This is a genomic window from Streptomyces roseirectus, assembly GCF_014489635.1.
GTDB classification, from domain to species: domain Bacteria; phylum Actinomycetota; class Actinomycetes; order Streptomycetales; family Streptomycetaceae; genus Streptomyces; species Streptomyces roseirectus.
In genome coordinates, this window is the sequence record NZ_CP060828.1 from 264,491 (window position 1) to 290,358 (window position 25,868).

The 25,868-nt window shown below is 73.4% G+C and carries 25 protein-coding genes and 2 pseudogenes; 14 read left to right on the top strand and 13 right to left on the bottom strand.

Going from position 1 to position 25,868, the window contains the following annotated elements; genetic code table 11:
• Window positions 1-136 precede the first annotated feature (136 nt).
• The 3 genes from IAG44_RS00905 to IAG44_RS00915 are packed head-to-tail and all read left to right on the top strand — an operon-like array spanning window position 137 to window position 7,689.
• A complete protein-coding gene (locus IAG44_RS00905; RefSeq protein WP_187745209.1) occupies window positions 137-1,603 on the top strand; it encodes an acyltransferase domain-containing protein in 1,467 nt (488 codons plus the stop codon).
• Window positions 1,600-6,885 (top strand): SDR family oxidoreductase, encoded by a 5,286-nt coding sequence (locus IAG44_RS00910; protein WP_187745210.1) that lies wholly within the window; start codon window positions 1,600-1,602, stop codon window positions 6,883-6,885. The genes IAG44_RS00905 and IAG44_RS00910 overlap by 4 nt, the downstream gene beginning before the upstream one ends.
• Before the next feature lie 27 nt (window positions 6,886-6,912).
• A complete protein-coding gene (locus IAG44_RS00915) occupies window positions 6,913-7,689 on the top strand; it encodes an SDR family NAD(P)-dependent oxidoreductase (protein WP_187745211.1) in 777 nt (258 codons plus the stop codon).
• Between the two features lie 23 nt (window positions 7,690-7,712).
• Here the strand turns inward: IAG44_RS00915 and IAG44_RS00920 are convergent.
• The 3 genes and pseudogenes from IAG44_RS00920 to IAG44_RS00930 all read right to left on the bottom strand — a co-directional run.
• Window positions 7,713-8,051: pseudogene (locus IAG44_RS00920) on the bottom strand (MerR family transcriptional regulator); the annotation flags it as partial.
• A gap of 31 nt (window positions 8,052-8,082) precedes the next feature.
• Complete coding sequence (locus tag IAG44_RS00925) at window positions 8,083-8,853, bottom strand: SDR family NAD(P)-dependent oxidoreductase (protein WP_187745212.1); 771 nt, start codon at window positions 8,851-8,853, stop codon at window positions 8,083-8,085.
• A gap of 27 nt (window positions 8,854-8,880) precedes the next feature.
• A complete protein-coding gene (locus tag IAG44_RS00930; RefSeq protein ID WP_187745213.1) occupies window positions 8,881-9,552 on the bottom strand; it encodes a restriction endonuclease in 672 nt (223 codons plus the stop codon).
• A gap of 364 nt (window positions 9,553-9,916) precedes the next feature.
• Here IAG44_RS00930 and IAG44_RS00935 point away from each other — a divergent pair, with 364 nt between their 5' ends.
• Window positions 9,917-11,119, top strand: coding sequence for an IS110 family RNA-guided transposase (locus IAG44_RS00935; protein ID WP_187745214.1), 1,203 nt, complete (start codon window positions 9,917-9,919; stop codon window positions 11,117-11,119).
• Between the two features lie 27 nt (window positions 11,120-11,146).
• Here IAG44_RS00935 and IAG44_RS00940 read toward each other — a convergent pair.
• A pseudogene (locus IAG44_RS00940) lies at window positions 11,147-11,468 on the bottom strand (SDR family NAD(P)-dependent oxidoreductase); the annotation flags it as partial.
• 180 nt (window positions 11,469-11,648) lie between these two features.
• On the opposite strand from IAG44_RS00940, the gene IAG44_RS44465 reads away from it, so the two are divergent.
• Both IAG44_RS44465 and IAG44_RS00950 read left to right on the top strand, forming a co-directional pair.
• Window positions 11,649-11,867, top strand: a complete 219-nt coding sequence (locus tag IAG44_RS44465) for a hypothetical protein (RefSeq protein WP_343075768.1) — start codon at window positions 11,649-11,651, stop codon at window positions 11,865-11,867.
• Window positions 11,867-12,355: a hypothetical protein gene (locus IAG44_RS00950; protein ID WP_187745216.1), complete on the top strand. Its 489-nt coding sequence runs from the start codon at window positions 11,867-11,869 to the stop codon at window positions 12,353-12,355. The genes IAG44_RS44465 and IAG44_RS00950 overlap by 1 nt, the downstream gene beginning before the upstream one ends.
• Here IAG44_RS00950 and IAG44_RS00955 read toward each other — a convergent pair.
• Window positions 12,319-12,966 (bottom strand): hypothetical protein, encoded by a 648-nt coding sequence (locus IAG44_RS00955; protein WP_187745217.1) that lies wholly within the window; start codon window positions 12,964-12,966, stop codon window positions 12,319-12,321. The genes IAG44_RS00950 and IAG44_RS00955 overlap by 37 nt on opposite strands.
• Before the next feature lie 216 nt (window positions 12,967-13,182).
• On the opposite strand from IAG44_RS00955, the gene IAG44_RS00960 reads away from it, so the two are divergent.
• Entirely contained in the window at window positions 13,183-13,710 is a 528-nt protein-coding gene (locus tag IAG44_RS00960; RefSeq protein ID WP_187745218.1) for a ferredoxin family protein, read from the top strand.
• A gap of 316 nt (window positions 13,711-14,026) precedes the next feature.
• Here IAG44_RS00960 and IAG44_RS00965 read toward each other — a convergent pair whose 3' ends face one another.
• The 3 genes from IAG44_RS00965 to IAG44_RS00975 all read right to left on the bottom strand — a co-directional run bounded on the left by IAG44_RS00965 (window position 14,027) and on the right by IAG44_RS00975 (window position 16,723).
• Complete coding sequence (locus IAG44_RS00965; protein ID WP_187745219.1) at window positions 14,027-14,890, bottom strand: hypothetical protein; 864 nt, start codon at window positions 14,888-14,890, stop codon at window positions 14,027-14,029.
• Between the two features lie 348 nt (window positions 14,891-15,238).
• Window positions 15,239-16,222 carry a S66 peptidase family protein gene (locus IAG44_RS00970; RefSeq protein WP_343075711.1) on the bottom strand — a complete coding sequence of 328 codons (984 nt, stop codon included), beginning with the start codon at window positions 16,220-16,222 and terminating at the stop codon, window positions 15,239-15,241.
• 78 nt (window positions 16,223-16,300) lie between these two features.
• Entirely contained in the window at window positions 16,301-16,723 is a 423-nt protein-coding gene (locus tag IAG44_RS00975; RefSeq protein ID WP_187745220.1) for a hypothetical protein, read from the bottom strand.
• Between the two features lie 9 nt (window positions 16,724-16,732).
• On the opposite strand from IAG44_RS00975, the gene IAG44_RS00980 reads away from it, so the two are divergent.
• Window positions 16,733-17,257 (top strand): hypothetical protein, encoded by a 525-nt coding sequence (locus tag IAG44_RS00980; protein ID WP_187745221.1) that lies wholly within the window; start codon window positions 16,733-16,735, stop codon window positions 17,255-17,257.
• A 2-nt stretch (window positions 17,258-17,259) separates the two neighbouring features.
• Here IAG44_RS00980 and IAG44_RS00985 read toward each other — a convergent pair whose 3' ends face one another.
• Complete coding sequence (locus IAG44_RS00985; RefSeq protein WP_187745222.1) at window positions 17,260-18,159, bottom strand: NAD(P)-dependent oxidoreductase; 900 nt, start codon at window positions 18,157-18,159, stop codon at window positions 17,260-17,262.
• An 84-nt stretch (window positions 18,160-18,243) separates the two neighbouring features.
• Between IAG44_RS00985 and IAG44_RS00990 the strand changes: the two genes are divergently transcribed.
• Complete coding sequence (locus IAG44_RS00990) at window positions 18,244-18,606, top strand: winged helix-turn-helix transcriptional regulator (RefSeq protein WP_187745223.1); 363 nt, start codon at window positions 18,244-18,246, stop codon at window positions 18,604-18,606.
• A 128-nt stretch (window positions 18,607-18,734) separates the two neighbouring features.
• Here IAG44_RS00990 and IAG44_RS00995 read toward each other — a convergent pair whose 3' ends face one another.
• The 3 genes from IAG44_RS00995 to IAG44_RS01005 form a co-directional block, all read right to left on the bottom strand.
• Window positions 18,735-19,502, bottom strand: coding sequence for a class I SAM-dependent methyltransferase (locus IAG44_RS00995; RefSeq protein ID WP_187752439.1), 768 nt, complete (start codon window positions 19,500-19,502; stop codon window positions 18,735-18,737).
• 123 nt (window positions 19,503-19,625) lie between these two features.
• Window positions 19,626-21,047, bottom strand: a complete 1,422-nt coding sequence (locus IAG44_RS01000; RefSeq protein ID WP_187745224.1) for a phytoene desaturase family protein — start codon at window positions 21,045-21,047, stop codon at window positions 19,626-19,628.
• Window positions 21,048-21,058: 11 nt separating this feature from the next.
• Complete coding sequence (locus IAG44_RS01005) at window positions 21,059-21,688, bottom strand: TetR/AcrR family transcriptional regulator (protein ID WP_187745225.1); 630 nt, start codon at window positions 21,686-21,688, stop codon at window positions 21,059-21,061.
• Window positions 21,689-21,838: 150 nt separating this feature from the next.
• Between IAG44_RS01005 and IAG44_RS01010 the strand changes: the two genes are divergently transcribed.
• The 3 genes from IAG44_RS01010 to IAG44_RS43120 all read left to right on the top strand — a co-directional run bounded on the left by IAG44_RS01010 (window position 21,839) and on the right by IAG44_RS43120 (window position 23,554).
• Entirely contained in the window at window positions 21,839-22,615 is a 777-nt protein-coding gene (locus tag IAG44_RS01010; protein ID WP_187745226.1) for an NADPH-dependent F420 reductase, read from the top strand.
• A 135-nt stretch (window positions 22,616-22,750) separates the two neighbouring features.
• Entirely contained in the window at window positions 22,751-23,176 is a 426-nt protein-coding gene (locus IAG44_RS43115; protein WP_246561350.1) for an MDR/zinc-dependent alcohol dehydrogenase-like family protein, read from the top strand.
• Window positions 23,177-23,227: 51 nt separating this feature from the next.
• Window positions 23,228-23,554 (top strand): MDR/zinc-dependent alcohol dehydrogenase-like family protein, encoded by a 327-nt coding sequence (locus IAG44_RS43120; protein ID WP_246561352.1) that lies wholly within the window; start codon window positions 23,228-23,230, stop codon window positions 23,552-23,554.
• Here IAG44_RS43120 and IAG44_RS01020 read toward each other — a convergent pair.
• Window positions 23,551-23,913 carry a winged helix-turn-helix transcriptional regulator gene (locus IAG44_RS01020; RefSeq protein ID WP_187745227.1) on the bottom strand — a complete coding sequence of 121 codons (363 nt, stop codon included), beginning with the start codon at window positions 23,911-23,913 and terminating at the stop codon, window positions 23,551-23,553. The genes IAG44_RS43120 and IAG44_RS01020 overlap by 4 nt on opposite strands.
• A 96-nt stretch (window positions 23,914-24,009) precedes the next feature.
• On the opposite strand from IAG44_RS01020, the gene IAG44_RS01025 reads away from it, so the two are divergent.
• Window positions 24,010-24,897 carry an NAD(P)-dependent oxidoreductase gene (locus tag IAG44_RS01025; RefSeq protein WP_187745228.1) on the top strand — a complete coding sequence of 296 codons (888 nt, stop codon included), beginning with the start codon at window positions 24,010-24,012 and terminating at the stop codon, window positions 24,895-24,897.
• Window positions 24,898-25,030: 133 nt separating this feature from the next.
• Window positions 25,031-25,771 carry a LysR family transcriptional regulator gene (locus IAG44_RS01030; protein ID WP_187745229.1) on the top strand — a complete coding sequence of 247 codons (741 nt, stop codon included), beginning with the start codon at window positions 25,031-25,033 and terminating at the stop codon, window positions 25,769-25,771.
• The last annotated feature ends 97 nt before the right edge of the window (window positions 25,772-25,868 follow it).

The following is a 25,868-nucleotide window of genomic DNA, read 5'->3' on the forward strand; positions in this document are numbered from 1 at the left end:
GGCCCGCGCGCGATCCACGCGCCGCCCGAGGCGCCCTACACGCTCCCCGCACCCGGCACGGAGCATGACAACCGGTTCCCCCCGGCCGTCGTCCGGCGGATGCCCTTTTCCCCGTTCCGTGACCCGAGAGGTGTCCATGCCGCGCTGTGTTGTCCTGTTCCCCGGCCAAGGGGCGTACGTGCCGGGCGCGTTGGGCGCGCTCGCCGAGACGGAGTCCGTGGTGGGCGAGGTGCTGGCGGAGGTGGACCGCGCGGCGGCCGGGCTCGGGCGCGACCCGGTGTCGCGGCTGCTGCTCGACACGCGGGCGCCGACGCTCGGGGAGCTGGTGGAGGGCGCCCCGCAGGATCTGCACCTGGCGATCTTCGCGTCCGAGGCGGCGCTGTTCCGACTGCTCACCGAACGGCTGGGGGTGCGGCCGGACGTGCTCCTCGGGCACAGTTTCGGGGAGCTGGTGGCGCTCGTGGCGGCCGGGGTGCACGGCCTCGCGGACGGGGTGGCGCTGGTCGCGGCGCGCGACGAGGCGTTCGCGGCGTGTCCGCCCCGGGCGGGCGGCATGGTCGCGCTGGAGGTCTCCGCCGTACGGGCGGCGCATCTCGTGGCGGCGCTCGCCGAGAGCGAGGTGTGCGTGGCCGCCGACAACGGGCCCCGGCAGAGTGTCGTGTCCGGCCCCAAGGGGGCGCTGGGGCGGGTGCGCAAGGCGGCGGAGGCGGTGGGGATCGGCGCGACCGAGCTGCGGGTGCCGTACGCGTTCCACAGCCACGGACTCGCCGGTGTCGCCCACGACTTCGCCGCCCGCGCGGGCCGGCTCGTCCCGCGTCCGGCGCGCCACCTCCTGTACTCCGCGATCCTCGGCCGGTACGTCGACGGCGGCCCCGCCGACCACGCCGCCCTGGCCTCCGCCCACCTCGTCCGCCCCACCCGGTTCGCCGACGCGGTACGCGTCCTGCACGCCGAGGGGGCCGACGTCTTCGTGGAGTGCGGGGCGAAGGGGGTGCTGACCGACCTGGTGACGTCGATCGCACCCGGGGTGCGGGCCGTGGCGCCGTTACGGAGGCGGGTGGGGGGTGAGGAGTTCGCGGAAGCGGTGCGCAGGGCGGTTGGGGCGGAGGACGTGGCGGGGGTGCGGAGCGGGGCGGGGGCGGAGAACGTGGCAAGGCTGCGGAGCGGGCCGGGGGCGCGGGACGTGGTGGCGGCGTGGAGAGAGCCGGTGGTGGACGGGGCGGCGGCCCGGCGAGGGCCGGCAGCGCCGGGCGGTGCCCGGGAGTGGCCAGCGCACACGCCTCGTCCGGCCCCGGAAACCCCACCCCGGCCGGTGGACCGCACACCCCACTCCCCCGCCCTCCCCACTCACCCCGAACTCGTCGGCGTCTTACGCGACCTGTACGCCCAAGCCCTCGGCTACCCCCCGGACGTCCTCACCCCCGACGCCGACCTGGAAGCCGACCTCGGCGTCGACTCCATCAAACAGGTCGAACTCTTCTCCCAGGCCCTGGACCGCTACGGCCGCGCCCTCCCGCCCGACGGCCACCGTCTGACCAGCCACACCACCCTCGACGCCCTGGCGGAGCTGCTGCTCACCCTGCCCGGGACGGCCGCCCGGTGACGCGCGCGCAGATCCCGGCGGCCCGGGACCTGGAGGGGCGGATCGCGCTGGTGACCGGCGGCGGCAAGGGCGTCGGCGCGGCGATCAGCCGTGAACTGGCCCGGCACGGCGCGCATGTGATCGTGAACCACTTCCACTCCCCGGACCGCGCCGAGGAGACCGTCGAGGCGATCAGGGCGGCGGGCGGCTCGGCGCAGGCGCTGCGCGCGAGCGTCGCCAAGCCGGACGAGGTCGCGGAGATGTTCCAGGCGATCGCGCGGGCCCACGGCGACCTGGACGTCCTGGTCAACAACGCGGCCCGGGGCGTCTTCGCCCGCTACGACGAGCTGACCGACCGCGAGTGGCAGCGCGCGCTGGACACGAACGTGCACGGCGCCCGCTGGTGCGCCCTGAACGCCGTCCCGCTCATGCGCGGCCGGGGCGGCGCCGTCGTCAACGTCTCCTCCATCGGCGCGGGCCTCGCCATGGACAACTACCTCCTGGTCGGGGTGTGCAAGGCGGCGCTGGAGGCGCTGACGCGGTATCTCGCGGCGGATCTGGGGCCGCTCGGCATCCGGGTCAACACCGCGTCGGCGGGGCTGCTGGACAACACGACGGCCGAACTGTTCCCGGGGGCGCGGGAGTTGCGGCAGGTGTGCGCGGACGCGGCCCCGCTGGGCCGGGTCGGCACGGAGGAGGAACTGGCGCGGCTGGTGGCGTTCCTGGCGTCGCCGCAGAGCGGCTGGGTCTCGGGGCAGACGTTCCTCGCGGACGGCGGCCTTTCGGTGGGCCGGGCGATGCTCACGCCGCGTTCCACTCCCCCGCCGCCGGAACCGGCCGAGGAGACCGTCGCGATCGTCGGCATGGGCGTCGTCGCCCCCGGCGTCCACGGCCCCGACACGCTGTGGGAGCGGCTGGTCGAAGGGCGGCCGGTGTTCACGGAGCCCGGGGAGCGGTTCGCGCTGGACCACTTCTGGTCCCCCGGGCGCAGGACCGCCGACCGTACGTACAGCAGGGTCGCGGGCTACGCGCACGAGGAGGGCGACACGTCGGACTTCCTCACGACATGGCTGCGGGCGGCGCTCCGGCAGTGCGGCGCGCCCCCGCCGGGTGCGCGGGCGGCGTGTTTCGTCGGGGCGTGGAACGAGGGCAGTCAGCACGTCGAGCAGAGCGTCCTCGTCGAGGCCGTCGCCGAGCAGGCCGGGCGGGAGCTGCGGGACCTCCTGCGGCGCCACTACCCGTACGCCGGGGCGGTCGCGGACCACCTGCCGTACGCGGCCGTGCGCGCCGCGCTGCGCGGGGTCCTCCCGGAGCGGACGCCCGTGCGGGTGGTCGACACCGCGTGCTCGTCGTCGCTGTACGCGATCGACCTGGGGGCCAAGAGCGTCCTGGACGGGGAGTGCGACGTCGCGTACTGCGGGGGTGTCTTCTCGCAGGGGCCGCGCTACAGCGTGCTGTTCTCGCAGCTGGGCGGGTTGAGCGCGAGCGGCCGGGTGCGGGCGTTCGACGCGGGCGCGGACGGGGTGCTGTTCTCGGACGGCGCGGGCCTGGTCGCCCTGAAACGGCTGGACCGGGCGCGGGCCGACGGGGATCGGGTCCTCGCGGTGCTGGCCGGGTTCGGGGCCGCGTCCGACGGGCGGGGCAAGGCCGTGCACGCGCCGCACCGCACGGGTCAGGAGCGGGCGCTGCGGCGGGCGCGCGGCGTGAACGCGGTGCCGGCCGGGCAGCTCGACTGGGTGGTGGCCCACGCGACGGGCACCCCGGTGGGGGACGGGGTGGAGCGGGCGGTCCTGGAGGAGGCGCATCCGGGCGCGCTGTGCACGTCGAACAAGTCCGTGCTGGGGCACACCGGTTGGGCCGCCGGGGTGGTGTCGGTCGTGCACGCCCTCCAAGGACTCGCCCACTCGACGGTGCCCGCACAGGTCCCGTACGAGGCCGGCGGGCCGTCCGCGCCGCGCGTCCCCGCGCACGCGACGCCCCTGCCGCGCCGCCCCGGCCGGCCGCGCACGGTGGGGGTGTCGGCGTTCGGGTTCGGCGGGACCAACGCGCATCTGCTGCTCCAGGACGAGTCCGGGCCACGTTCGCAGCCCCCAGTTCTGGAGGGTGATCCGGTGGTCGTGGTCGGCTGGTCCGCGCACCTGCCCGGCGCGCCCGGCGAGGCGGAGGTCCTGCGGCGCCTGCACGCCGGACTCCCGCTCGCCGAACGACACTTCGGGACGCCGTACCCGGTGCCGCCGCCGGCCGAGGTGCGGATGCCGCCGCGCACCGCCGCCGCGATCGACCCGGCGCAGCTGATGGCGCTCCAGGCCGCCGCGCGCCTCGCTCCCTTCTGGGCGGGGCTGACGGAGACGACGGGGGTGATCACGGCGCACACCGGGGTGCCGGCGAGTTCGGCGGACCTCAGCGTGCGCTGCTACGCACGGTCACTGACGGAAGAGGTGGCCGCCGAGCCGGTGAAGGCGCTCGTCGAGGCCGTCCTCGACCGCACCCCGGCCACCGGCGAGGACACCCTCGCCGGGGTGATGCCCAATGTGATCCCGGCCCGCGTCGCCGCCGTCCACGACCTGCACGGGCTGACCATGACCGTGGACACGGGACCGACCTCCGGCCGCAGCGCCCTCACGACCGCGCGCGCGTACCTGAGGCGGGGGGAGCTGGACCTGGCGGTCGTCCTCGGTGTCAACGGCGGCAGCTCCGCGCTCTTCGCGCACCTGCACGGTCTCGCCCCGGACGTCCCGGCCGAGGGCGCCTTCGCGCTCGCCGTGACCCGTGCCTCCGTCGCCCGCGCGCACGGCTGGTCCGTCCTGTCCCCGCTCGACGACCTCGTGGCGGGCCTCCCTGAGCGGGCCGCGCTCGGCCCCTACCTGGCGGCGGACGACCTGGTCGAGGCGGTGCGCCGCCTCCCGCTCCCCGCGCCGCGCACGACCTCCCGGCACACCGTCGTCTGGGAGCCCGCCGGGACGGTCCCGTCCGCCGCGCCCGTCCTCTCCCCCGGCACCCTGGTCATCACCTCCCCCGCGTGCGCGGGCGCGTTGCGCGACGCCGTCCGCGCGGTGCCCTCCTGTCGGCTGCTGGCCCCGCGGCCCGGCGAGGATCCGCAGGAGGCCGTCGCGGGGCTCCTCGCCGACAGTCCGCACGGCTTCCGGCACGTGCGGGTGGTCGTGCCGATGCGGACGTCGCCGCAGTGGCCCGCGCCGCCGGAGGGCGCGCTGCTCGCGGTGCAGGAGGCGGCGTTCGTCGCCGTCCGGGAGCTGCGGGACGCGCTGGTGGACGGCGGGACGCTGGGGGTGGTGGTGCTGACGGGGTTCCCGAAAGGGGTGGCGCCGCCGCACGCGCACCTGTTCACCGGGTTCGTGAAGAGTCTCGCCTGGGAACTGGTGGGCTGCACGCCGGTGGCGTTGCTGAGTGACGCGGCGTCGGCGCTGGACGCGCTCGGTGCGGTGGGGGTGGAGCTGGGGCGGGTGCGGGGGTTGCCTGTCGTCGTGCACCGGGAGGGGGTGCGGCTGGTGCAGCGGCTGCGGGCGAGTGACGTGCCGGCGGGGACGGTCGCGCTGGCGCCGGGGGCGGTCGTCGTGGCGACCGGGGGTGCGCGGGGGATCACGGCCGCGTGTCTGCTGGGGCTGGCCGAACGGGTGCCGGTGCGGGTGCACCTGATCGGGTCGAGCCGCCTGGAGGACGTGCCGGAGACCCTGTTGCGCGCGGACGACGACCAACTCCCCGGCCTGCGCGCTCAGTTCATCGCCTCGACACGGGCCGAGGAGCCCGAGCTGTCCGTGCGGGAGATCAACCAGCGGTTCGAACGGCTGCTGCACGCCCGCGAGTCGCGGCTCACCCTGGACCGGCTGCGGGAGCTGTGCGGCGCGGACGCGGTGCGCTTCCACACCGCCGACGTCACCGACCGGAAGGCGGTGCTGCGGACGGCCGAACTGGTCGGGAGCGCCGAGGGGCGGGTGGATCTGCTGGTCAACGGAGCCGGGGTGCACCATCCCGGCGACATCGTCCGCAAGGACCTGCCGGGGATGCGGCGGGTGCGGGACGTGAAGCTCGCCGGCTACCACCATCTGCGCGAGGCGTTCGCCGGGGCGCTGACACCCCGGCTGTGGTGCAACTTCGGATCCGTGACCGGGCTCGCGGGGCTGCCCGGCGAGAGCGACTACTCGCCGGCGAACGACTTCCTCGCCGGGGCGGCGTACGCGGCGGCCGAGGAGCGGGGGGAGTTCACCGTCGCCTGGACCGTGTGGGACGAGACCGGGCTCGGCTCCGGCAGCGTCGTCCAGTCGTACACGGCGCGCACCGCGCGGCTCAGCCGGATGACGACGGCGGAGGGGGTGGCGCACTTCCTCGACGAGCTGGCGCGGCCCCGGGGCGAGCGGCTGATCACGTTCGTCGGGGAGGCCGAACACGCCTCGTTCGAGCGGCTGTTCCCCGGGTTCCGGGAGACGTCCGGGCTGCTGGGCGAGGCGGACGGGCCCGGCCGGTGGCGGCTGACGCTGGACGTGGAGCGGCACGGTTTCCTGCGGGACCACCTGGTGGACGGGCGGCCCACGCTGCCGGGGGTGATGCTCGCGGACGTCGCCGTGCAGGCCGCGCGGCGACTCGTGCCGGGGCTCGCTGTGCGCGCGGTGGAGAACCTGGTCTTCTCGGCATGGGTGCGGGCCCGGGAGGGGGCCCCGGCGGAGTACCGGGTCACGGCGTCGGTCGTCGGCGCGGAGCCGGAGCGGGCGGCGTCCGTCGCGGTGTCCGTGCGCTCGGACACCGTCGCGCCCGACGGGCGGGTGCTGGCCCGGGACCGTGAGCACTTCCGCGCGGTCGTCCGGCTGGGAGGTCCCGAGCCGCTGCCGGCCCCCTCCGGTGAGCCGGATGACGGCGCGGGGTGGCGGCCCGTCGCCGACCCGTACTACGACGCCGCCTCGCCCGCCCTGCTCACCGGCGTGTTCCGGGCCACCGCCGAGGCGCGCGGCGGGCCCGGGGGCAGCGTCTGCCGGTGGCAGCCGGACGCCGCCCTGCTCGCCGCGCTGCCCGGGACGGCCACGCCGTGCGTGCTGCTGGACAGCCTCGCCCGGACGCGGTGGCTGGTCCCCGACGCCGAGGGGCGGGTCGGCGTGGCGGTGCCGCGCCGGATCGCCCGGATCGGCCTGTTCGCGCCCGGCACCGACGCCGCTCTCGCCCGCGACTGCGCGGACGGCATCGTCCTCGGCCACTGCGCCGCGACCGGCGTGTCCACCGCGCGGACGGCCGACGGGCGGGTCCTCGCGCAGATCAGCGGCCTGTACGGCACCGAACTCGCCCGGCTGGACGCCTGACCGACTCCGCGAAAGGCAGCACCCCTCATGGACCTCACCGGACAGACCGCCCTCGTCACCGGCGGCACCCGGGGCATCGGCCTCGCCATCGCGCACCGGCTCCTCGCGGCGGGCGCCCGCGTGGTGATCTCCGGCCGCGACGAGGACACCGGCCGAGCGGCCCTGGACCAGCTCGCCGCCGGGGACGACGCCGCCTTGTCGACCGGCGACGCCACGTCCCGCGCGGACGCCGAGCGCGCCGTCGACACCGTCGTCGAACGGTTCGGGCACCTCGACATCGTCGTCAACAACGTCGGCGGGGCGGCGGACTTCGCGACCGTCGCCGACATCTCCGACGATCTCTGGCACCGCACCCTCTCCCTCAACCTCGACCCCGCCCTCTACACGACCCGCCGGGCCCTCGCCCACCTCGTCCCGCAGCGCTCGGGCCGCATCATCAACATCTCCTCCATGGAGGGCCGCGACCCCGACCCCGGGCTGTGCGCCTACGCCACCGCCAAACACGCCCTCATCGGATTCACCCGCGTCCTCGCCAAGGAGGTCGGCGTCCACGGCATCACCGCCAACTGCGTCTGCCCCGGCGCCGTCCTCACCGACTGGGTCCGCGACAAAGGTCCGGTCGCCGCGCGCGTCCTCGGCACGGACTACACCGGACTCCTCGGGCACTTCACCGGCCGCGCGGTGACAGGCCGGCTGACCTCGCCGCAGGAGGTGGCGGCGGCCGTGGAGTGGCTGGCCTCCGAGGGCGGGGCGGGGGTCACGGCGGCCTGCATCTCGGTGGACGGGGGGTCGACGGTGCTGTGAGCGACAGTCAGTTGCACCCCCCCCTGGCTCAACGCGTCCCGGAGGCGGTCCCGGACGGCTGTCTGCGCGGCGATACGTGCGTCGAGGACCGCCAGCCGCCGCTCGGCGACCTGGAGTCCCCGGGCGGACGGCGGTGCCGTGGTCATGTCCCCGTCCAGGCAGGGGAGGAACACCTGGACGTCGTCCAGGGTGAGCCCGGCGGCCAGGAGGTGGCGGATGTTGCGGACCCGGCCCACCGCCCGCTCGTCGTAGTGGCGGTAGCCGTTGGGGGCGCGCTCCGAGGTGATCAGCCCGGCCTGCTCGTAGTGCCGCAGCGCGCGGGCGCTCGCCCCGGTCGCGCTGGCCAGCTCACCGATCCGCACCCGTCGCCCCCTTCTCCGGGGGCCATTCGTATCACGCGACGACCGCCCCGCCGTCGACCGGGAGGACCACCCCGGTGACGAATGAGGCGTCAGGGGACGCGAGTTGAGTGATCGCCCAGGCCACTTCCCGGGGCCGGCCGATCCGGCCCAGCGGGGTGTGCGCCAACTGCCACTGCCGTACGGCGGCGCTCTGTTCGGGCGTCAGTCCCTGGTGCTCGCCGATCGGGGTGTCGATCGCGCCCGGCGCGACCGCCGCGACGCGGATCCCGCGCGGTGCCAGTTCGACGGCCCAGCTGCGGGTCAGCGTCTCCAGCGCGGCCTTCGTCGCCGCGTACACGGAGTTGCCGGGCCAGGCCCGCCGGTCCACCGACGTGCTCACGTTGACGACGACACCGCCGGACGCCTCCAGCGGCGCCAGCGCGGCCTGGGTCAGCAGGACGGGGGCGATGAGGTTGGTCGCGATCTGCGGGGCGATCGTCTCCGGGGTGAGCGCGCCGAGGGCTCCGGCGCGCACGATGCCGGCGTTGTTCACCAGCACGTCCAGCCGGCCGTGCGTCTCCAGCGCCGTGCGGACGATCAGCTCGGGCCCGCCGTCCGCGGTGATGTCGACGGGCAGCGGGGTGATCCGGGCGTGTCCTGCGGCCGTCTCGTGGAGGGGTTCGGGGCGGCGACCGACGGCGAGGACGTGGGCGCCCTGTTCGGCGAACGCGTGGGCGGTGGCCCGGCCGATGCCGGTGCCGGCTCCGGTGACGACGACGGTCCTGGTGGTGCGCGGTGCGGTGCTGGTGTCCATGCCGGGCATCGTCCGACCCTGACGCCAGCGGCAAGGTCAAGCGCGGTGCCGGTTCCTTCCACGGGGCGGTCCTCCTCCGGCGCCGCCGAGGGGAAGCAGGGACAGCAGGGGCGCGCCGTTGTTCCACGAGCCGAACAGGTCGCGGTTGAGGGCGGTGATGCCGTGCTTGAGCGCGAGGGCGCGGGCGGCGGCGCTGTACTCGCAGGTCGTGACATACAGGGCGACGTCCGCATGGTGCTCGGCGTAGGCCATGCCGACGAACTTCTGCATGTCACCGCTGGGCACCTTGCGGTGCGGCGCGTAGTGCTTGACCTGGACGACGAGCCGCCGCCCATCGGGAAGCCGGCCGATCACATCCGCCGCGAGGTCACCCGCCCCGCCGACCACCGTGACCCCGGTACACCCGTCCCGCCGGCACAGCTCGGCGACGTACCGCTCGAAGTCCTGCCAGCTCATCGCGTCGATGCCCGCCATGGACCGCTCCAGCTCGATCCGCCGCTCGCGGCTGCGCCAGGCGAGGTCGCCGAGACGTTCACGCCGGTGCGCGGCCCACAGACACCAGCCGCCCCCACCGGCCACCGCCACACAGACCAGCCCGACAACCACCCACGGGTACTGCCACACGAGATAACCGACACCGACCAGCACCCCACCCCCGACCCGCACAAGCCGCCGCTTCCGCGCCCGCGTCAATCTCCGCCTCGCCATCCCCCACGCCCCCGTTCTCCCTGCTCCGCAGGCCAGTGTGGGAGAGCGGAGGGCCCACGCCAAGAGCACCTTCTCAGCCACGGAGCGGATGAGTTGGGGACGGACGGTTCGGCGCACAGCCCCCCCCATTACCGTCTTCGTAGCCCCGCAACGGGGTTACCGGCCTTCGGAGTTGGCATGACTACCTCCCCTTGTCGAGTGCATGGCCTTGGGGGGTGGTGTCACCAGCTCCGGAGGCACTGACAGACCGCTGATTAGGGGCATAACCACCGACTTCTTCGCAGGTCGGGAGGCTCTTCGTAATGTGGATGTGGCGATCAGTGCCGTGGCAGGGCCGGGTGAGTACGACCGGAGGACTCCGCACGTGATCGATACCGGCGGCATCGACGTCTACCTCGGCCTGGACGTCGGCAAGGGCGAACACCACGCCACCGCACTCACTCCGGCCGGGAAGAAGACCTTCGACCGCAGACTGCCCAACAGCGAGCCCAAACTCCGCGAGGTCTTCGCCAAACTGCAGGCCAAGCACGGCACCGTCCTCGTCATCGTCGACCAGGTCGCCTCCATCGGCGCCCTGCCCCTGGCCGTCGCCCGCGAGCTCGGCTGTCATGTCGCCTATCTGCCCGGCCTGACCATGCGGCGGATCGCCGACCTCTACCCCGGCGAGGCCAAGACTGACGCGAAGGACGCGTTCATCATCGCCGACGCGGCCAGGTCGATGCCCCACACGCTGCGGTCGGTCGACCTCGACGACGAGACGATCGCCGAGCTGCAGATGATCGTGGGGTTCGACGACGACCTGGCGTCCGAGGCAACTCGCCTGTCCAACCGGCTGCGGGGCCTGTTCACACAGATTCATCCGCACCTGGAAAGGGTCCTGGGCCCGCGCATGCAGCACCCGGCCGTCCTCAGGCTGCTGGACCAGTTCGGCTCGCCGGCCCAGATACGCAAGGCCGGACGCCGACGGCTCGTCACCCTGATCCGGCCGAAAGCGCCCCGCATGGCGGAGCGGCTGATCGATGACGTGTTCACCGCGCTGGACGAGCAGACCGTTGTCGTCCCGGGCACGGATGCGGCCGCGCTGATCGTTCCCAGCCTCGCCTCCTCGCTCCAGGCAGTGCTCGACCAGCGCAAACTGCTGGCCCACCGGATCGAGGAACTGCTGGAGGCCCACCCTCTTTCCAAGGTCCTGATGTCCATGCCGGGCATCGGCATCAGGACCGGAGCCCGCATCCTCATCGACGTCGGTGACGGCACCGCGTTCCCGTCCGCCGCCCACCTTGCCGCCTACGCCGGCCTCGCCCCGGCGACCCGGACCTCCGGGTCGTCCATCCGCGGCGAACAGCCCTCACGGAGAGGAAACAAGCAGCTCAAGCGGGCCTTCTTCCTCTCCGCGTTCGCCGCACTGGCCGACCCGGCCTCCCGCACCTACTACGACAAGAAGATCGCCCAGGGAAAGCACCACACCCAGGCCATCCTCTGCCTCGCCCGACGCCGAGCAGACGTGCTCTTCGCGATGCTCCGCGACGGCACCTTCTACCAACCACCAACCCCAGTTGCCCCTTGACCGAAGTCATAGGGGCACCCCCCCCTTTCAGGGGCATCGATCCGGCAGCGGCCCGGCACCGTGGCGAAAGCCGTCGCGCGTGACGTACATGTCGTACAGCCGCCCGGCGAGGACGTCAGGGCTGCCGCACTCGGCGTCGGGGCGAATCGCACTGGGGATGATCAGCCGGCCGGCGTGGATCTTCTCGGGGGCGAGGGCGTCGTGAAGCATCCGGGCGTACAGCACTGCCGCCGTTGACGAACAGGAGCGTGCCACGGCCGAGTGCGCGCATGCCGGGCAGGACGGCATTCACGGCGGTGACCGGGCCCTTGACGGAGAACGACAGAGGCGCGTCAAGCACGTCGGCAGTGGCCCTGGACCTGGACGCCGTCGCGGGCGAGGACGGCGGTCAGCGCGTCCAGTTCCTCCTTGCGAAGAGGTCGCCCAGCTCGCCGGCAGGACGGCCACGCGGCCCTGCGGCCGGGGGCGGCAGAAGGTCCAGCCCCAGTTGCAGTGTGCGCTGGACGACCTCGCCGGGGCCACAGCGATCGTGCGGGGCCGGCGGGGTGACGTCCTGGCGTGGAACGCTCTCGCCCACGTGCTGGTCACCAGCTCCTCCCGCGTTCCCGAGTCGAACCCGTCGGCGAACTCGCGCTCCAGGACGAGCAGTTCGGCCAGGACACCCTCGCCACCTGACGGCCTCCTCCCGTTCCGGGTAGGTTCTGCGGGACGGCGGGCGCGTCGGGTCCGGCGAGAGGGGGCGCGGTGATGGGTGACGCGGTGGTGGAGCGGCGGAGTGGAAGTGTTCCGGTGCAGTACCACCAGTTCGACATCAAGGACGAGGCCGGTCCCGTCGGGCCTGAACTCGGCTGGGGGGAGGCCGGGTTCGTCGTGGTGATGGACGGGGTGATCGTCGTCGTGACGGGGGTTCATACGGGGTCGGTCGAGGTCGAGGTCGCCTTGTACGAGGCGGAGCCCGGGGTCGGGGACGGGGTGTGGGAGGAGGTCGTGGAGATCTCCGCCTGCTCCGTCTCCGGTGATCTCCAGGTGCGCGGGATGATGGACGACCTCGACGAGGAACTGCCCGTTCTGGCCTTCCGGGGCGCCGGGGAGTACCGGCTGCGGGTGCACGCGCGTGGACGGGAGGACGGTGGTGACCTGGACGAGGGGTATCTCGTCCAGGTCTGGCCGGCTCCCGTGCGGGCGGTGGCGGTGCCGCGTCAGGAGTCGCCCGGTACGGCCCGAGCGCTGCGGTAGGCGGAGATGCCCAGGGCCAGGAGCCAGTAACTGAGGAGGGCTCCCATGAGGGCGGTGGTGCCCCAGCCGTTGGCCGCGTAGAAGTGGGCGGGGGTGTTGCCGAAGAAGAGGGAGGGGACGAAGGCGAGGTTGACGGCGGCGAGGGTGTAGGCGGAGCGGGCGGTCCAGGGCGGGAGCAGGCCGGTGCGGGTGATGATGAAGGCGACGGCGGCCAGGAAGAGGGCAAGGAGCAGGCGGGAGATCGTGCCGTAGAGGATGTAGGTGCCGCTGACGTCGATCGTCGGGTCGATGGCCTGGTCCGCGGCGATGACGGCACCCGCTTCGAGCCCGCTGGAGACGAGCGTGACGGTCGCGTACACGAGTCCGGCGGTGAAGGCGATCGATGCGGCCCACTCGTACGCCGGGCTCACCCGTCTCACCAGTTCCCGCAGAGCGGTCACGAAGACGAGCAGACAGACCAGCGCGACGATACCGATGAGCAGCCTACTGAGGACGTTCGCGTCCGGCGGCGGCCCCGAGTAGACGAAGTACAGGGGTACTTCGACGATGAGGCAGGCTGCGGCGGCGATACCCGCGACGCCGGTCAGGCGGCGCGCGAAGGTCTCGGTCATGGGGGTCCCCGGTGAGTGTGAGTGGTCGTTTCCGGCTCGTCACATCCTGTCCTCGACCGCACCCGCCGTCGCGGGCCCTGAACACCGGACCCGGGGGTGTCCCCAACACCACCCCCACACACCGGCCCGACCACCCCACCCGGGGCCGAGTCCGGCTGTCGCCGATCTTCCGGGCCGTGTCCGGTGAATCGTTCAGGACATGGCTAACCTTCGGCCGTGGACCTCTACTTCGATCCGGTGCCTCTGCTCGACGACGCGCGAGGGGCATTCCTCGGACAGTGGCCGGACCGGAAGTGGCTCAATGTGCCCGGACCGTTCTACGGGGCCGCGACCGACAACTGCGGCACAGGCCGTATCCACGCCCCCGGGCTCGTGCTCTACGAGGCCGACCACTTCACCGAGTACGTGTACCGACAGCCCCGGACGCCGGAGGAACTACAGCAGTTGGTCGACGCGGCGGAGGCCGAGGCGTTCTCCGGCTACGGTTGCGACGGCGACACCCACTGGACACCGTCAGCGGTCCGGGAATGGTGGCGCGACCGAGGGCGGATCAGGGAGTATCTGGCGAACCGGCGAGCCGACTGGGAGGCCGACGACGCGAAGGCAGGGCAAGGTGTGGCCGCCGCTGCCCTGAAGTACGCCGCATACCTCGACGGCGAGCTGGCATCGCACCTCCGCGTCTATCTCTTCTGGCTTGAACAGCGATGCCCTCCCACAGTTGCGGACCGACTGCCGCACCTCTGACGGCGGGCGGTGGCGGCATCAGCCGCGGAGCCCGCGACGGATCGCGGCAACGGCCACGGCGCCGTGGAAGACGTAGGCGCGCTTGTCGCAGCGCGATCGAAGGAGGGTGGCCGCCCCGGCGTGGAACTCGGGCCTCGGCCATGCCTTGCTCGAACATGCTCCCGTCGCAGGCTTGGCCGGGAGTGACGAGCAGGCCGAGTGGGCGGCGACGGCCTTCCCCGACCAACCGTGCGGATGACGGGAAGAGCTCGTCCGGCTTCCACAAAAGTGGAGGGCGGCCTTGGGTCCCGGTGCGGCCATGATCAGGCAGCGGCGCTCATACGCGCTTGAACTGAATGCCGTAGTAGGAGCTGGGGCTGCCGATCTGCTGGATCCTGCCGCTGATGTAGTTGCGGTTCCAGCCGTGCGGGAAGATGTAGTCCAATTTCAGAGTGGTCGGCTGGGGGTCCGGGGTCGTGTAGAAGCCTTCCAGGAGGATCCGCTGTTGCGAAACCGGCTGCCTTTGGACATCGGCTTCCCAGTTCCAGGCGAACCAGGACGTGCCCCGGTCCGTATCCGAGATGACGCGCTCCACAGTCGGTTTCAGCGGCGAACCCGCTTGCGACGGATCCGGACGCTGGCCCCGCGAGACCACCAGTCGAGCATTACGCCCGTCGAGGAATCCGGCGTAGTCGCCGAAGTAGTCGGTGTAGCCCGTCCATTGGGGGCCCGGGGTGAACGGATCGTTGACGGTCGACCTCGTCCAGGACATCGGGTAGACGCCCGAGTTCCACACGGAGAATCCCGAAATGTAATCCGTGTTCCACGTGTGCAGCAGAAGCCCCTGCCAGTCCAGTTCGCCGTTGGCGCCGAGCTTGAAGTACGGGAGGTGGTAGGTGCTCGCCGCGATGTTCTGCAGAGTGCCGGAATACGAGGCACCGCTCTCGTCGGTGAAGGTGAAGAAGAGTGTGTAGCGATCGCTCGGCGGCTGCCCCTGGACTCGAATGGTGAGCCGGGAGCTCCGACCGTCGTACGAACCGTTCCACGTGCCCTGGAACTGCCTGATGTCCGTGAAACCCCCTGCTGCTGCGGCCGAGTTCGCACCCGCCAGGGAGAGGCTGCCGAGGCCCGCGGTGAGTGCCGTCCCCGCGACGGTCTTCAGCGCGGCACGCCGCGACACCGTGTTGCCGGTTTGCTCCATGTCGTCCGTTCCCCTCGAGATGGTCGTTCCGATCCCTTCAGCTGCGGGCCCCTTGGGCTCTCCCCAGCTCATGAGCCATACCCACAACCATGCCCAACAGTCGCGATGAATGCCGCAATATCAGGAATATCCCTCCCATCGGGACAGGAGCGGCCCGGCCGTAGCGCGTCGACGTCCGTGGAGAGAACGGCGAGCGCGTTCCGGGCGCGGACGTTCCGCAGGACGCGCGCGGCGACGGGGCCGTTCGGCGTGGCAGGTGTCGAGGAGGCCGTCCGGCGCGACGGCCTCGGCGCCCGCTTCGCCGGCCTGCTCGGCATCGTGCTGAACGGCACCGCCGCCCCCTGCCGTTCAGCCCCGCACAACCGCCGGTTCGAGCAGTGTCAGTGTCCGCTCCCCCGCGTCCAGCCCGGCGCGTACGCCGAGCGGCATCGGGAGGTTGGGGCCGGCGTGGCCGAAGTCGGCGTTGGCGAGGATGGGGATGGCGCGGTCGCCGAGGACGTCGAGGACGATCTCGCGCAGGCTGGGCGACTCGCCGAGCCCGGCGATCTCGTGGGGGACGCCCACGACCATGCCGGAGATCCGGTCGAGGATGCCGGCGTGCCGCAGGACGTGCAGGTAGGTCCACAGGTGTGAGGCGGGGACGCCCGCCTCTTCCCAGAACAGCACCGCGCCGTCGAACGCGTCGAGGGGCAGCGCGAACGGCGTGGCCTGTACCAGCGTGACGCGGTTGATCACCCCGCCGATGAGCCGTCCCTCGGTGCGGCCGGGGCGCCAGCACTCCCACGCCGGGCCGGTCGGCAGCGTGCCGATCGCCTCCGTGCCGGTCAGCAGCGTCGCGTACAGCTTCTCCAGTTCCGTCCGGCGCGCAGCGGGCGCCCGCTGCCAGCTCCCGCCGATGCCGGGGGTGGCGACGTCGGTGTGGAAGCCGACCAGGCCCGTGCGCGCGTAGAGGGCGAGGTGCAGCAGCGAGATGTCGCTCAGGCCGAGGATCGGCTTGGGGTCGGCGGCGACCGCCCGGAAATCGATCAGGTCGAGGTAGCCGAACACCGTCTGCCCGCCGTCGTGCGCGACGATCGCCCGCACCTCGGGGTCGCGCAGCAGCCCGTTGAACTCCTCGGCGATCTCCTCGGGCCGCGCCGCGCTCCACCAGCGGCGCCGCCCCACTTCGAGCAGCGGCGCCCGGCGGACACGGAAGCCCATCCGCTCCAGCACGCCCACCGCCTGTTCGAGGTCGGGCTCGTACTCGGCGTGCAGCGGTCCGGAGAGGGAGGCGATGACGACGAGGTCGCCGGGGACGAGGGCGCGGGGGCGGAGCAGGGGTTTCAGGGTCACTGGGGCAGTGTTCCGGGGAACTCGGCGAGACGACCACTCATTTCGGGGCGCGGCGAGAACCGTCGAGACGGCGGCCCGTCACGGCCGAGTACGCGGCAAACGCGAGGGCGGTGTCGTCAGGTTCCTCGGCCCGGCCGTCCAGCAGCCGGGCGGCGAGATGAACCCCGGCGCCACCTCTGTTTCCTGGGCGACCTCGCGGGCGAGGAGTACGCCGCCGGCCTGGAGATGCCGGACGCCGACCCGCTGCGCCTGGCGACCCGCGAGGGCGCCACCGCCCGGGGCCAGGCGCACGCTGGAGTTGCTGGGCCTGACCCCGACGGACGTTCCCCGTCTGCACGACGTCCCGGCGGATCGGCTGCTCGCGAGCCAGCGGTCCGAGGCCGCGAACGGCGTCCCGCCCTGGGCGAGCCCGGCGCGCTGCCAGGGTTCGGGGCGTTCGTCGATGGCACGGTCGTCCCCCGGCACCCCTTCGCCGACGGCGTCGCGCCCTTCTCGGCGCACGAGCCGCTGGTGTGCGGCACCTGCCGTGACGAGACGGTGTACTCCAGCCTGTTCGGGCCGCCCGACATCTTCCGCATCGGCGACGCCGGCCTGCGCAGGGAGCTGGGCCGGACGTACCAGGGCGCCGAACTCGACCGGTTCATCGGCGTGTTCCGCGCCTCACGGCCCGACGCGGCGCCCGCGCGGCTCTGCTTCGCCATCACCACCTCCCCGATCCGGCGCGACGCGATCAAGGTCGCGGAGGCCAAGGCGGCGCGGCGGGCGGCGCCGGTGTTCATGGACCAGCTCGCCTGCCCGAGCCCCACGCTCGTGCCGGGCACCGACTTCCCCATCGGTTCGCCGCACGCCTCCGACATCGCCCTCGAGTTCGCCCACGCCGACCAGGACCCCGGCTCCCTCCTGAACGCGGACCGGTCCCCGGCCTGGCCCGCCTGCACGCCGGCCGGCCGCGCCACGATGTGGCTGGACGCCGAGTGCCGGATCGTGCGTGATCCGGACCGGGCGGAGCGGCTGTACTGGCACAGCGTCCGCTGAGGTCAGCGCGGGGCGCGGATGCCGTCGATGATGCGGGTCCAGTTGTCGCCGCCGTGTCCGTCGTCGATCGCGCGCCGGTAGTGCGCCTGCACGGTCAGCGGGAGCGCGAGGTCGATGCCGAGGGCCCGGCTGGTCTCGACGATGTGGTCGGCCGTCGCGCCCATCATGGTGACCGTGCTGAGTTCGCCGGGGTGTTCGCCCGCGTCGAGCGCGGTGCCGGGGTGTTCCTCGCCGGCCCTGAGCATGGCGCCGATCGAGTCGGCGAGGGGAAGCAGCTCGGGGAGTGCTTCCCTGGCCGGGATGCCCGCCGTGCCCAGCATCGCGGTGGCGTGCATGAGGCCGGACAAGGTGGCGAGGAACAGGGCGAGTTGGGCCTGGTACATCAGCTGGGCCAGGCCCGGGTCGTCGCCCAGGTGTTTCGGCGCGCCCAGCAGGGCCAGCGTCGCCCGGTGGCTGTCCAGCAGGTCGGCGGGGCCGCTGTAGTAGACGTAGGCGGCCTCCGTGCCGACCATCGGCGCGGGGGTCATGACGCCGCCGGTGAGGAAGCCGGCGCCGTGGCCGGCCGCCCAGTCGGCCGCCTCGCGCGAGCGGTCGGGGGTGTCGGAGCTGAGGTTGACCAGGGTCCGGCCGGCGAGGGAGTCGGTGGCGCCGTCGAGGATGTCGTACATCGCCCGGTAGTCGGTGAGGCTGAGGATCACGAGGTCGCTCGCCTCGACCGCCTCGCGGGGTGTCGCCGCGTGCTTGGCCCCGTCGGCGACGACGCCGTCCGCCCTGCTCGCGGTGCGGTTCCAGACGGTGACCTGGTGGCCGGCCTTGAGGAGGGTGCGGGTCATCGCCTGGCCCATCGGGCCGAGTCCGATCACGGTGACGGTCGTGGTGGTGGTGTTCTGTCGTTCGTTCACCCCTCCATGCTCGAAGATCGTCACGCCGCCCGGAAGTACCTACTATTTACTGCGGTACTTACCAAGAAGTAAGGGGGATCGGCGATGGCGAAGGCACCGAGGAACGGGCCTTACATCTGCGGCATCGACGCCGCGCTCGACGTGGTGAGCGGCAAGTGGAAGGGGCTGATCCTGTGGGAGCTCGACGCCCACCGCGTGCGCCGCTTCGCCGAGCTGCGCCGCGCGCTGCCGGGGGTCAGCGAGAAGATGCTCACCCAGCATCTGCGCGAGATGGAGGAGGACGGCCTCGTGCACCGCGAGGTGTACGCCGAGGTGCCGCCGCGCGTGGAGTACTCCCTCACCGAGCACGGCCGCACCCTCAACCGGGCCCTCGGGCCCCTCGGCGCGTGGGGCAGCGAACGGATGCGCCGGGAGGGCCACGAGACGGTCGGGGTCTCCCCCGCGTGAGGGCCCTCGGGTGAGGTTCTTGGTGAAGAACTCGTCGAGCGTGTCGAACTTCGGCGCGTCGAGGTCACCGGCGACCTCGACGCCGTAGCGGTTCCTGAACTCTCGTCCGTCCGGCTCTGCCTCCCTCGTCAGGCGGGTCGGTGTGCCGTGTAGACGGTCGCGGTCATCCGCGCCGTCACCGGTCCGGTGCCGAGGGCGTCCGTCATCCTGCGGGTGACGGCGGCCCGGACGGCGGGGGCGTCCGCGCGGGGTTCCAGCGCGGCGTGCACCGGGGTGCCGGTGAGGAAGCCGGTCGCGACGGAGGCGGCTGACTCGGCGGTGCCGGTGAGGGTGATCTCGTCGGCGTCGTCCGGGGTGAGGCCGGCGGACGTGAGGTCGGCGGTGACCGTGCGGCGGTCGGTGTAGCCGTGGGGGACGTCCCTGAGGAACGTGGGCGCGCCGTCGGGCAGGGACTCCTCCAGGGCGGTCTGGAAGGCGGCCCCGAATCCGTGGGCGGGCAGCGGGCCCCAGCTGTTGAACAGGAACCGTCCCCCGGGGGCCAGGACTCTGCGCACCTCGGCGTACGCGGCCGGCCTGTCGGGGAAGAACATCACCCCGAACTGGCAGACGACGAGGTCGAACTCGCCGTCCCCGAAGGGTAGTTCCCGAGCGTCGGCCCGGCGCCACCGCGCACGCGGCTCGCGCGCCGACCCGGTGGCGACCATGGCCTCGTTGAGGTCGGTCGCCACGATCGTGGCCGTGGGCAGGGCGGCGACCAGGGCCGACGTCAACACGCCTGTCCCGGCGGCGAGTTCGAGGACCCTGCGGGGGTGCGGCGGCGCCGCTCTGGCCGCCAGGTCGGCGGCGAAGGGCCGGAAGAGGGCCGGCACCAGGTGGCGTTCGTAGGCGTCGGGCATCGAGCGGGTCCAGCGCCGGGTGGCGTCGTCTGCGGTCACCCGGCAGAGACAACCACGCCGGGGGCACCCGGGTCCCGTGTCCGCGCCGGTGAGGCTGCCGGCCGGCGTGGGACCGGCGGCGTGTCAGGCGCCTCCGCGCAGCCGGCGCAGTGCCGACCGGGCCGCGAACGCCCCGCACATGCCGTGCGCCCCGGCGCCGGGCGGTGTCGCGGCGGAGCACAGGTACATGCCGGGGACGCCGGTGCTGTACGGGTCGGGGGTGAGGCGGGGGCGGCCGACGAGGCTCAGCAGCGTGTTCGCGCCCCCGACGATGTCGCCGCCGACGTAGTTCGGGTTGTACGCCTCGAACCCGGCGGGCGAGCGCTGCGCCCGGCCCACGATCCGGTCCCGGAATCCCGGCGCGAACCGTTCGATCTGCCGCACGATCGCCTCGCTCGCGTCACCGTCGTAGCCGTGCGGGACGTGCGCGTACGTCCACACGGGGTGGACGTCGCCCCGGGAGCGCCCGGGGTCGGCCAGGTACTGCTGGCCGACGAGGACGAAGGGCCGCTCGGGCAGCCGTCCGGCGTGGACGTCGCGCTCGGCGGCCGCGATCTCCTCGAAGGTGCCGCCGAGATGGACCGTCCCGGCGCGCCGCGCCTCCTCGTTGGTCCACGGCACTCCGCCCTCGACGGCGAAGTCGGCCTTGTAGGCGGCGGGGCCGTGCCGGTAGCGGCGATAGGCTCGGGCCACGCGCGGGGGCAGGCGGTCGCCCAGGATGTCGGCGACCGCGCGCGGGGCGGTGTCGAACAGCACCGCGTCGGCCGGGGGGAGCTGGGCGGCCGTCCGGACGTGGACGCCGGTCTCGATGCGTCCGCCGAGTTCGGTGAGCAGGGCGGCGAGGGCGTCGGTGATGGCGCGTGAGCCGCCCTCGGCGACGGCCCAGCCGTGGCGGTGTCCGGCCGCGATGATCGACAGGCCGATCGCGGCGGTCGCGGGCTTCTCCAGCGGCCGGAAGACGTGCGCGGCCACTCCCCCGAACAGCGCCCGCGCGGCGTCCCCGCGCCACAGTCCGGCCACGGCGGCGGCCGGCAGCAGCGCCGGGATCCCGAACCGGGCCAGGACGAGGGGGTGGCGGGGGACGCGCGCGAGGGGGCCCAGGATGCCGTCGGCCAGGTCGTCGAAGCGGTCGGTGAGCGGTCCGAACAGCCGTTGCCAGCGCGGGCCGTCGACCGGGCCGAGTCCGTGCGCGGTCTTCTCCGGCGACCGGTGCAGCACTCCCGCCTCGCCGGTGTCCAGCGGGTGCACGCAGTCGATCTCCGGCAGCCGCCAGCGCAGGCCGTGCCGTTCGAGGTCCAGTTCGCGCAGGAGGGGGGAGCCGGCCGCCATGGGGTGGGTCGCGGAGCAGTGGTCGTGCAGGAGGCCCGGGGTGAGTTCGCTGGTGCGCGTTCCCCCGCCGATCGTGTCGGCCGCCTCCAGGACGGTGACGTCGACGCCTTCGCGGGCCAGCAGCACCGCCGCCGCGAGTCCGTTGGGGCCGCTGCCCACCACGACTGCCGTGCTCATGGCGCTCCCCTTCACACCTCGGGGAGGGGTTCGGTGTTGCGGCTGCTGAGGCCGTCGAGGGAGATGCGCAACAGGCGGCGCCACTGGCCGGGGTGGCTGTCGCCGGTGGTCAGGACGGCCTGGCTGAGGGTGCCGCTGAGCAGGAGCAGGTCGTCGGTGGTGACGTCGGGGCGCAGGCGGCCGGCGGCCAGGCAGCGGGTGCGCAGTTCGTCGATGAAGGTGCGGCAGCGCCGGGCGCAGTCGGGGGTGGGGCCGCCGTGGGTGGTGTAGCTCTCGACGACGGCGCGGTTGCCGGCTTGCGTGGTGAGCATCTGCTCGAAGAACCCGGTCAGCGCCTGCCAGGGGTCCTCGACGCCGGTGGCCCGCTCGTGGGCCTCGGCGAGCCAGGCGGCGAACTGTTTCTCCAGGACGGTGAGGAGCAGGTCGTCCTTGGTCGGGAAGTGGCGGTAGAGCGTGCCCATGCCGACGCCGCTGCGCCGGGCGATCTCGCGGACGTCCACGGCGCCGCCGTGCTCGGCGAAGACGGCGTCGGCCGCGTCGAGGATCGCGGCCCGGTTGCGCTCGGCGTCGGCTCGGCGGACGCGCGGGGTGGGCGGTGCGGGCGGTGCCGGTGCGGGGGTGGGCTGGTCGGCGGGAGTCACGGCGTCCAGGGTACAGGGAACGCCACCGTTACGGAGCAAGCGCTCCGGTTGTGTTACGTTCAAGAGGAACAAGCGCTCCGGTTGGGTGTGGCGGTCCTGCTCTCCCCGAACACCCCCTTGTCCACGACGTATCCGTGACCAGGAGACCCCATGGCAACACTCGGCTTCATCGGCAGCGGCAGCATCGGCACGAAGATCGCCCGGCTCGCGGTCGACGCGGGCATCGACGTCGTCCTGTCCAACTCCCGGGACCCTCAGTCCCTGTCCGAGACCGTGGCGGGGCTCGGTGAGCGCGCCCGCGCCGCGACGCCGGAGGAGGCGGCCCGCGCGGGCGACTGGGTGGTGGTGAGCATCCCGCTCGCCGCCTACCGCGACCTGCCCGCCGCCGCGCTGGCCGGCAGGACCGTCCTCGACACCATCAACTACATCCCGATGCGCGACGGCCGCGTCGACGCCCTCGACACCGGCGCGACGACCGCCGCCGAACTCGTCCAGGCACACCTGGCCGGGGCGCACCTCGTCACGGCCTTCGGCAACATCTGCGACTTCCACCTCCTCCCCCTCGCCCGCCCGGCAGGCGCCACCGACCGCACCGCCCTGCCCATCGCCGGCGACGACCCGCGTGCCAAGGAGGAGGCCGCGGACCTCATCGGCCGGCTCGGCTTCGACACCGTCGACGCCGGTCCCCTGAGCGAGAGCTGGCGCTTCGAACCCGAGACCCTCCCCTTCGCCACGCCCTACGCCGCCGACCCCGACGCCCTCTGGGCCGCCTACGCCGCCTACGCACGCCTCGCCGAAGACCCTGACAACGGCAACCCGCCACAGTGGCCGCCCGCCGATCCCGGCACTCCGCTGCCCGCGTCCCGGCTGCGCACGCTCCTCGCCCAGGCGTCCCGCAAACTCACCGCCGACCGCGTCTTCACCTGACCCCGTACGCGCCGCGCCCGGCCGAGCACACCGCCTCGGCCGGCCGCCACGTTGTCGACCCGACCCTCGCGGCGGGCGACACCGGCACCGCCCCGGCCCGCAGACCCGAGGCACTGGGCGACCCCGGCGGACCGGGTGCGCGTCGACGGCGGCGAGCGGCTGCCGCTGAAGGGCGATCCATCGATCAGCCGCGCCGGCGGCGCCCACTCCCTCCACACGGCCGCCCACGGCGCCGAGTGGGTCCGCCGCGACGCCGGCCTCTCCCTGGCCGACACCGCCGACCCCGAGCCGGGGCTGGACAAAGTGCTGGTCGGCGTCCGGCACGTCTCGCTGAACTCCGGGGAACTCCACTTCGACACGCTTCCCGACGCCGGTGTGGGCCGGGTGCACGGCTGGGACGCCTCCGGTGTCGTCCTGCGGCCCGCCGCCGACGGCACCGGTCACGGCGGGGCCTGGGCGCAGCGGCGTGCCGTGCCGGTCGCCGAACTCGCCCCGGTTCCAGGCGGCGTTGACCTCGCCGCGGCGGCGTCGGCTGGTTCGCCGTCCAGCTCGCCGCGCTGAGCGGAGCGCACGTCGTCGCGGCGAGCGCGCGGGGCGCGGGGCTCGCACGAGGTGGTCGCCGGGCTCGACGGCCTCGTCCGGGCCTGGGAACTCCTCGCCCCCGGCGGGGTCGTCCAGAGCGTCGGCTGGTCCTCGGGGGAATCCGCGACCCTGCCCCCGTACGCGAACGCCGGTGACACCACCCTGACGGCGTTCCGCATGGGCACCGGGGTCGGCACCGGCCCCGCCACGCTGCTAGGGCTGGTCGCCGACGGGCGGCTGAGCGTGGAGGTGAGCCGGCGGGGCGCTGCTCGGCCGCAGGGTCGGCGGCAAGGCGGTGCTCGACGTGGACTGAGCCGGGCGTGCCGTCGAACGGAAGCCAGGGGCAGCGGACCCTAGCCGGCCGTCTCCGCCGTCCGCCGTGTGGCCGGGCGTTCGCTGCCCCAGACGGCGAGGGGCTGGAGGGCGTCGTTGAGGCGGGTTCCGTCCTCGGTCAGGGAGTACTCGACGCGGGGCGGCACCTCGTCGTAGGAGACGCGGCGGACGACACCGTCGGCTTCCAGTTCGCGCAGGTGGGAGGCGAGGACCTTCTCGGTGATCCCGGGGAGCAGGCGGCGCAGTTCGCCGAAGCGGCGGGCGGGGTGTTCGTGGAGCGCCCAGAGGATCAGGACCTTCCACTTGCCGCCGATCACCTCCATCGCGGCGTCGATCCCGCAGACGTGTCCGTCCGGTGCGCCCGGTCTGTTCAGCGTCGTCATGCTCCGCCCTCCTGACGTGCTCGCTCACCCCGGGGTAACCACCCACCGCGAAGTGCGTACTTGATCATCTCCGGGCCTGCGACCAGCCTAATCGCCATGACCGACACCACAGTTGAGAAGACCCCCGTCACGCTGCTGGGCCTCGGCGCGATGGGTGCCGCGCTGGCCCGTGCCTGGCTCGCCGCCGGCCACCCCCTCACCGTCTGGAACCGCACCCCGGCCCGTGCTACGGCACTCACCGCCGACGGCGCGCGGGCCGCCCGGACCGCCGCCGAGGCGGTCGCGGCGAACCCCCTGATCGTCGTCTGCCTCCTGGACGACGCCTCCGTCGGCGAGGCCCTGGACGGCGCCGACCTCGCCGGCAAGGACCTGGTCGACCTGACCACCGGCACCCCCGCCCAGGCCCGCGCCCGCGCGGAGTGGGCCCACGAGCGCGGCGCCCGCTACCTGGACGGCGGCATCATGGCGATCCCGCCGATGATCGGCGTCCCGGAGGCCGGCGGATACGTCTTCTACAGCGGCTCGCGAGACCTGTTCGCCCAGCACCAGCAGACCCTGGCCGTCCCCGCCGGCACCACCTACGTCGGCGAGAACGCGGGCTTCGCGGCCCTGTACGACGTGGCCCTGCTCAGCGCCATGTACGGCATGTTCGCCGGGGTCACGCACGCCTTCGCCCTGATCCGCGAGGAGGACATCGACCCCGTGTCGTTCGCCCCGCTGCTGGCCGACTGGCTCGTCGCGATGGCCCCGGCCGTCCACCAGACCGCCGAGCACCTGCGCGCCGGCGGCCCCACCGAGGAGGACGTCTCCAGCCTCGCCATGCAGGTCGCCGGCATCCCCACCTTCCTCGGCACCGCCGAGCAGCAGGGCGTGAGCCCGGAACTCCTCAGCCCCTACTTCGCCCTGATGCGCCGCGGCCTGACCGAAAGCGAAAGCGGCGGCAAGGAGAGCCCGACAGACCTCGTCGACCTGCTCCTCCACTGACCCGGGGGCGGGCATCGGCCCCGTCGTCACACGGCCGGATCCAGCACGATCCGGAAACGCGACGCCCGCGCGGTGGGCGCCGCATGGCGGTTTCCCTGTGGGCGCGCCCATAGCTGTTGGTTACGCTCCAGCGATGTCCAACGGGATCGCCAAGTTGGAGGAACGGCTCGGCGACAAGCTGTTCGTGCGGTCACCGCGCGGGGTGACGCAGACGGCGTTCGGCGCCCGGATCCTGCCGCTGATCGAGCGGGCCCTGGTCGCGCTGGACGCGGTGACGGCGGAGGCGAGGCGGCTCACCGAGCCAGGTGAGCGGAGGATCCGCATGGGTCTGTCGCCGCTGATCGGCTCCTATCTCGTCTCGCGGTCGTTCACCGTGCTGCGCGAGGCGAACATGCGGGACCTGCGCGAGGGGCTGCTCGCCGGGGAACTCGACGTCATCCTGATCCCCGCCGTCGCCGCGATGCCGCGTTTCGAGCACCAGGTCGTCGACGTCCAGCCGATCGTCGTCGTCAGCCCCGACGCCGCCGGGAGTGCCCCGCTCGAACTGGCGGACGCCGGTGAGGAGGAGTACATCCTGGTGCCGGACACCTGCGGGCTGACGACGTTCACCACGCGGCTCGGGCTCGGCTCGGCGATGGTGCCACGTTCCAGACTCACCTCGCCCGACGTGCCGCACCGGCCGCTCGTCGACCGGGGGCGCGAGGTGCGGATCTCCTTCGAGGCGGTGTGGAGTGCCGACTCCCCGCTCGCCGCCGACGCCCTGCGCCTCGCGGACGGACTCGCCGCGGCCCGCCGAACCCCCCATCCGGCCATATACAACGCCTATGTCCGGATTCAGCGAGATCCCCTACCGGATCCCGTCCGGGATGCCTAACGCGGCAGCACGTCGCGGTACTCGCCGTACCGCACTCCCCCTGCCGACCGAGCGAGGCATAACCATGGCGTATCCAGGACCCCGTTCCCATACGCAC

Bases quoted from the DNA above. Each gene is read 5' to 3' on its own strand.
- IAG44_RS00905 (WP_187745209.1), top strand. From the start codon at position 137: ATGCCGCGCTGTGTTGTCCTGTTCCCCGGCCAAGGGGCGTACGTGCCG.
- IAG44_RS00915 (WP_187745211.1), top strand. From the start codon at position 6,913: ATGGACCTCACCGGACAGACCGCCCTCGTCACCGGCGGCACCCGGGGC.
- IAG44_RS00925 (WP_187745212.1), bottom strand. From the start codon at position 8,853: ATGCCCGGCATGGACACCAGCACCGCACCGCGCACCACCAGGACCGTC.
- IAG44_RS00930 (WP_187745213.1), bottom strand. From the start codon at position 9,552: ATGGCGAGGCGGAGATTGACGCGGGCGCGGAAGCGGCGGCTTGTGCGG.
- IAG44_RS00950 (WP_187745216.1), top strand. From the start codon at position 11,867: ATGGGTGACGCGGTGGTGGAGCGGCGGAGTGGAAGTGTTCCGGTGCAG.
- IAG44_RS00955 (WP_187745217.1), bottom strand. From the start codon at position 12,966: ATGACCGAGACCTTCGCGCGCCGCCTGACCGGCGTCGCGGGTATCGCC.
- IAG44_RS00965 (WP_187745219.1), bottom strand. From the start codon at position 14,890: ATGGAGCAAACCGGCAACACGGTGTCGCGGCGTGCCGCGCTGAAGACC.
- IAG44_RS00990 (WP_187745223.1), top strand. From the start codon at position 18,244: ATGGCGAAGGCACCGAGGAACGGGCCTTACATCTGCGGCATCGACGCC.
- IAG44_RS00995 (WP_187752439.1), bottom strand. From the start codon at position 19,502: ATGCCCGACGCCTACGAACGCCACCTGGTGCCGGCCCTCTTCCGGCCC.
- IAG44_RS01000 (WP_187745224.1), bottom strand. From the start codon at position 21,047: ATGAGCACGGCAGTCGTGGTGGGCAGCGGCCCCAACGGACTCGCGGCG.
- IAG44_RS01010 (WP_187745226.1), top strand. From the start codon at position 21,839: ATGGCAACACTCGGCTTCATCGGCAGCGGCAGCATCGGCACGAAGATC.
- IAG44_RS01020 (WP_187745227.1), bottom strand. From the start codon at position 23,913: ATGACGACGCTGAACAGACCGGGCGCACCGGACGGACACGTCTGCGGG.
- IAG44_RS01025 (WP_187745228.1), top strand. From the start codon at position 24,010: ATGACCGACACCACAGTTGAGAAGACCCCCGTCACGCTGCTGGGCCTC.
- IAG44_RS01030 (WP_187745229.1), top strand. From the start codon at position 25,031: ATGTCCAACGGGATCGCCAAGTTGGAGGAACGGCTCGGCGACAAGCTG.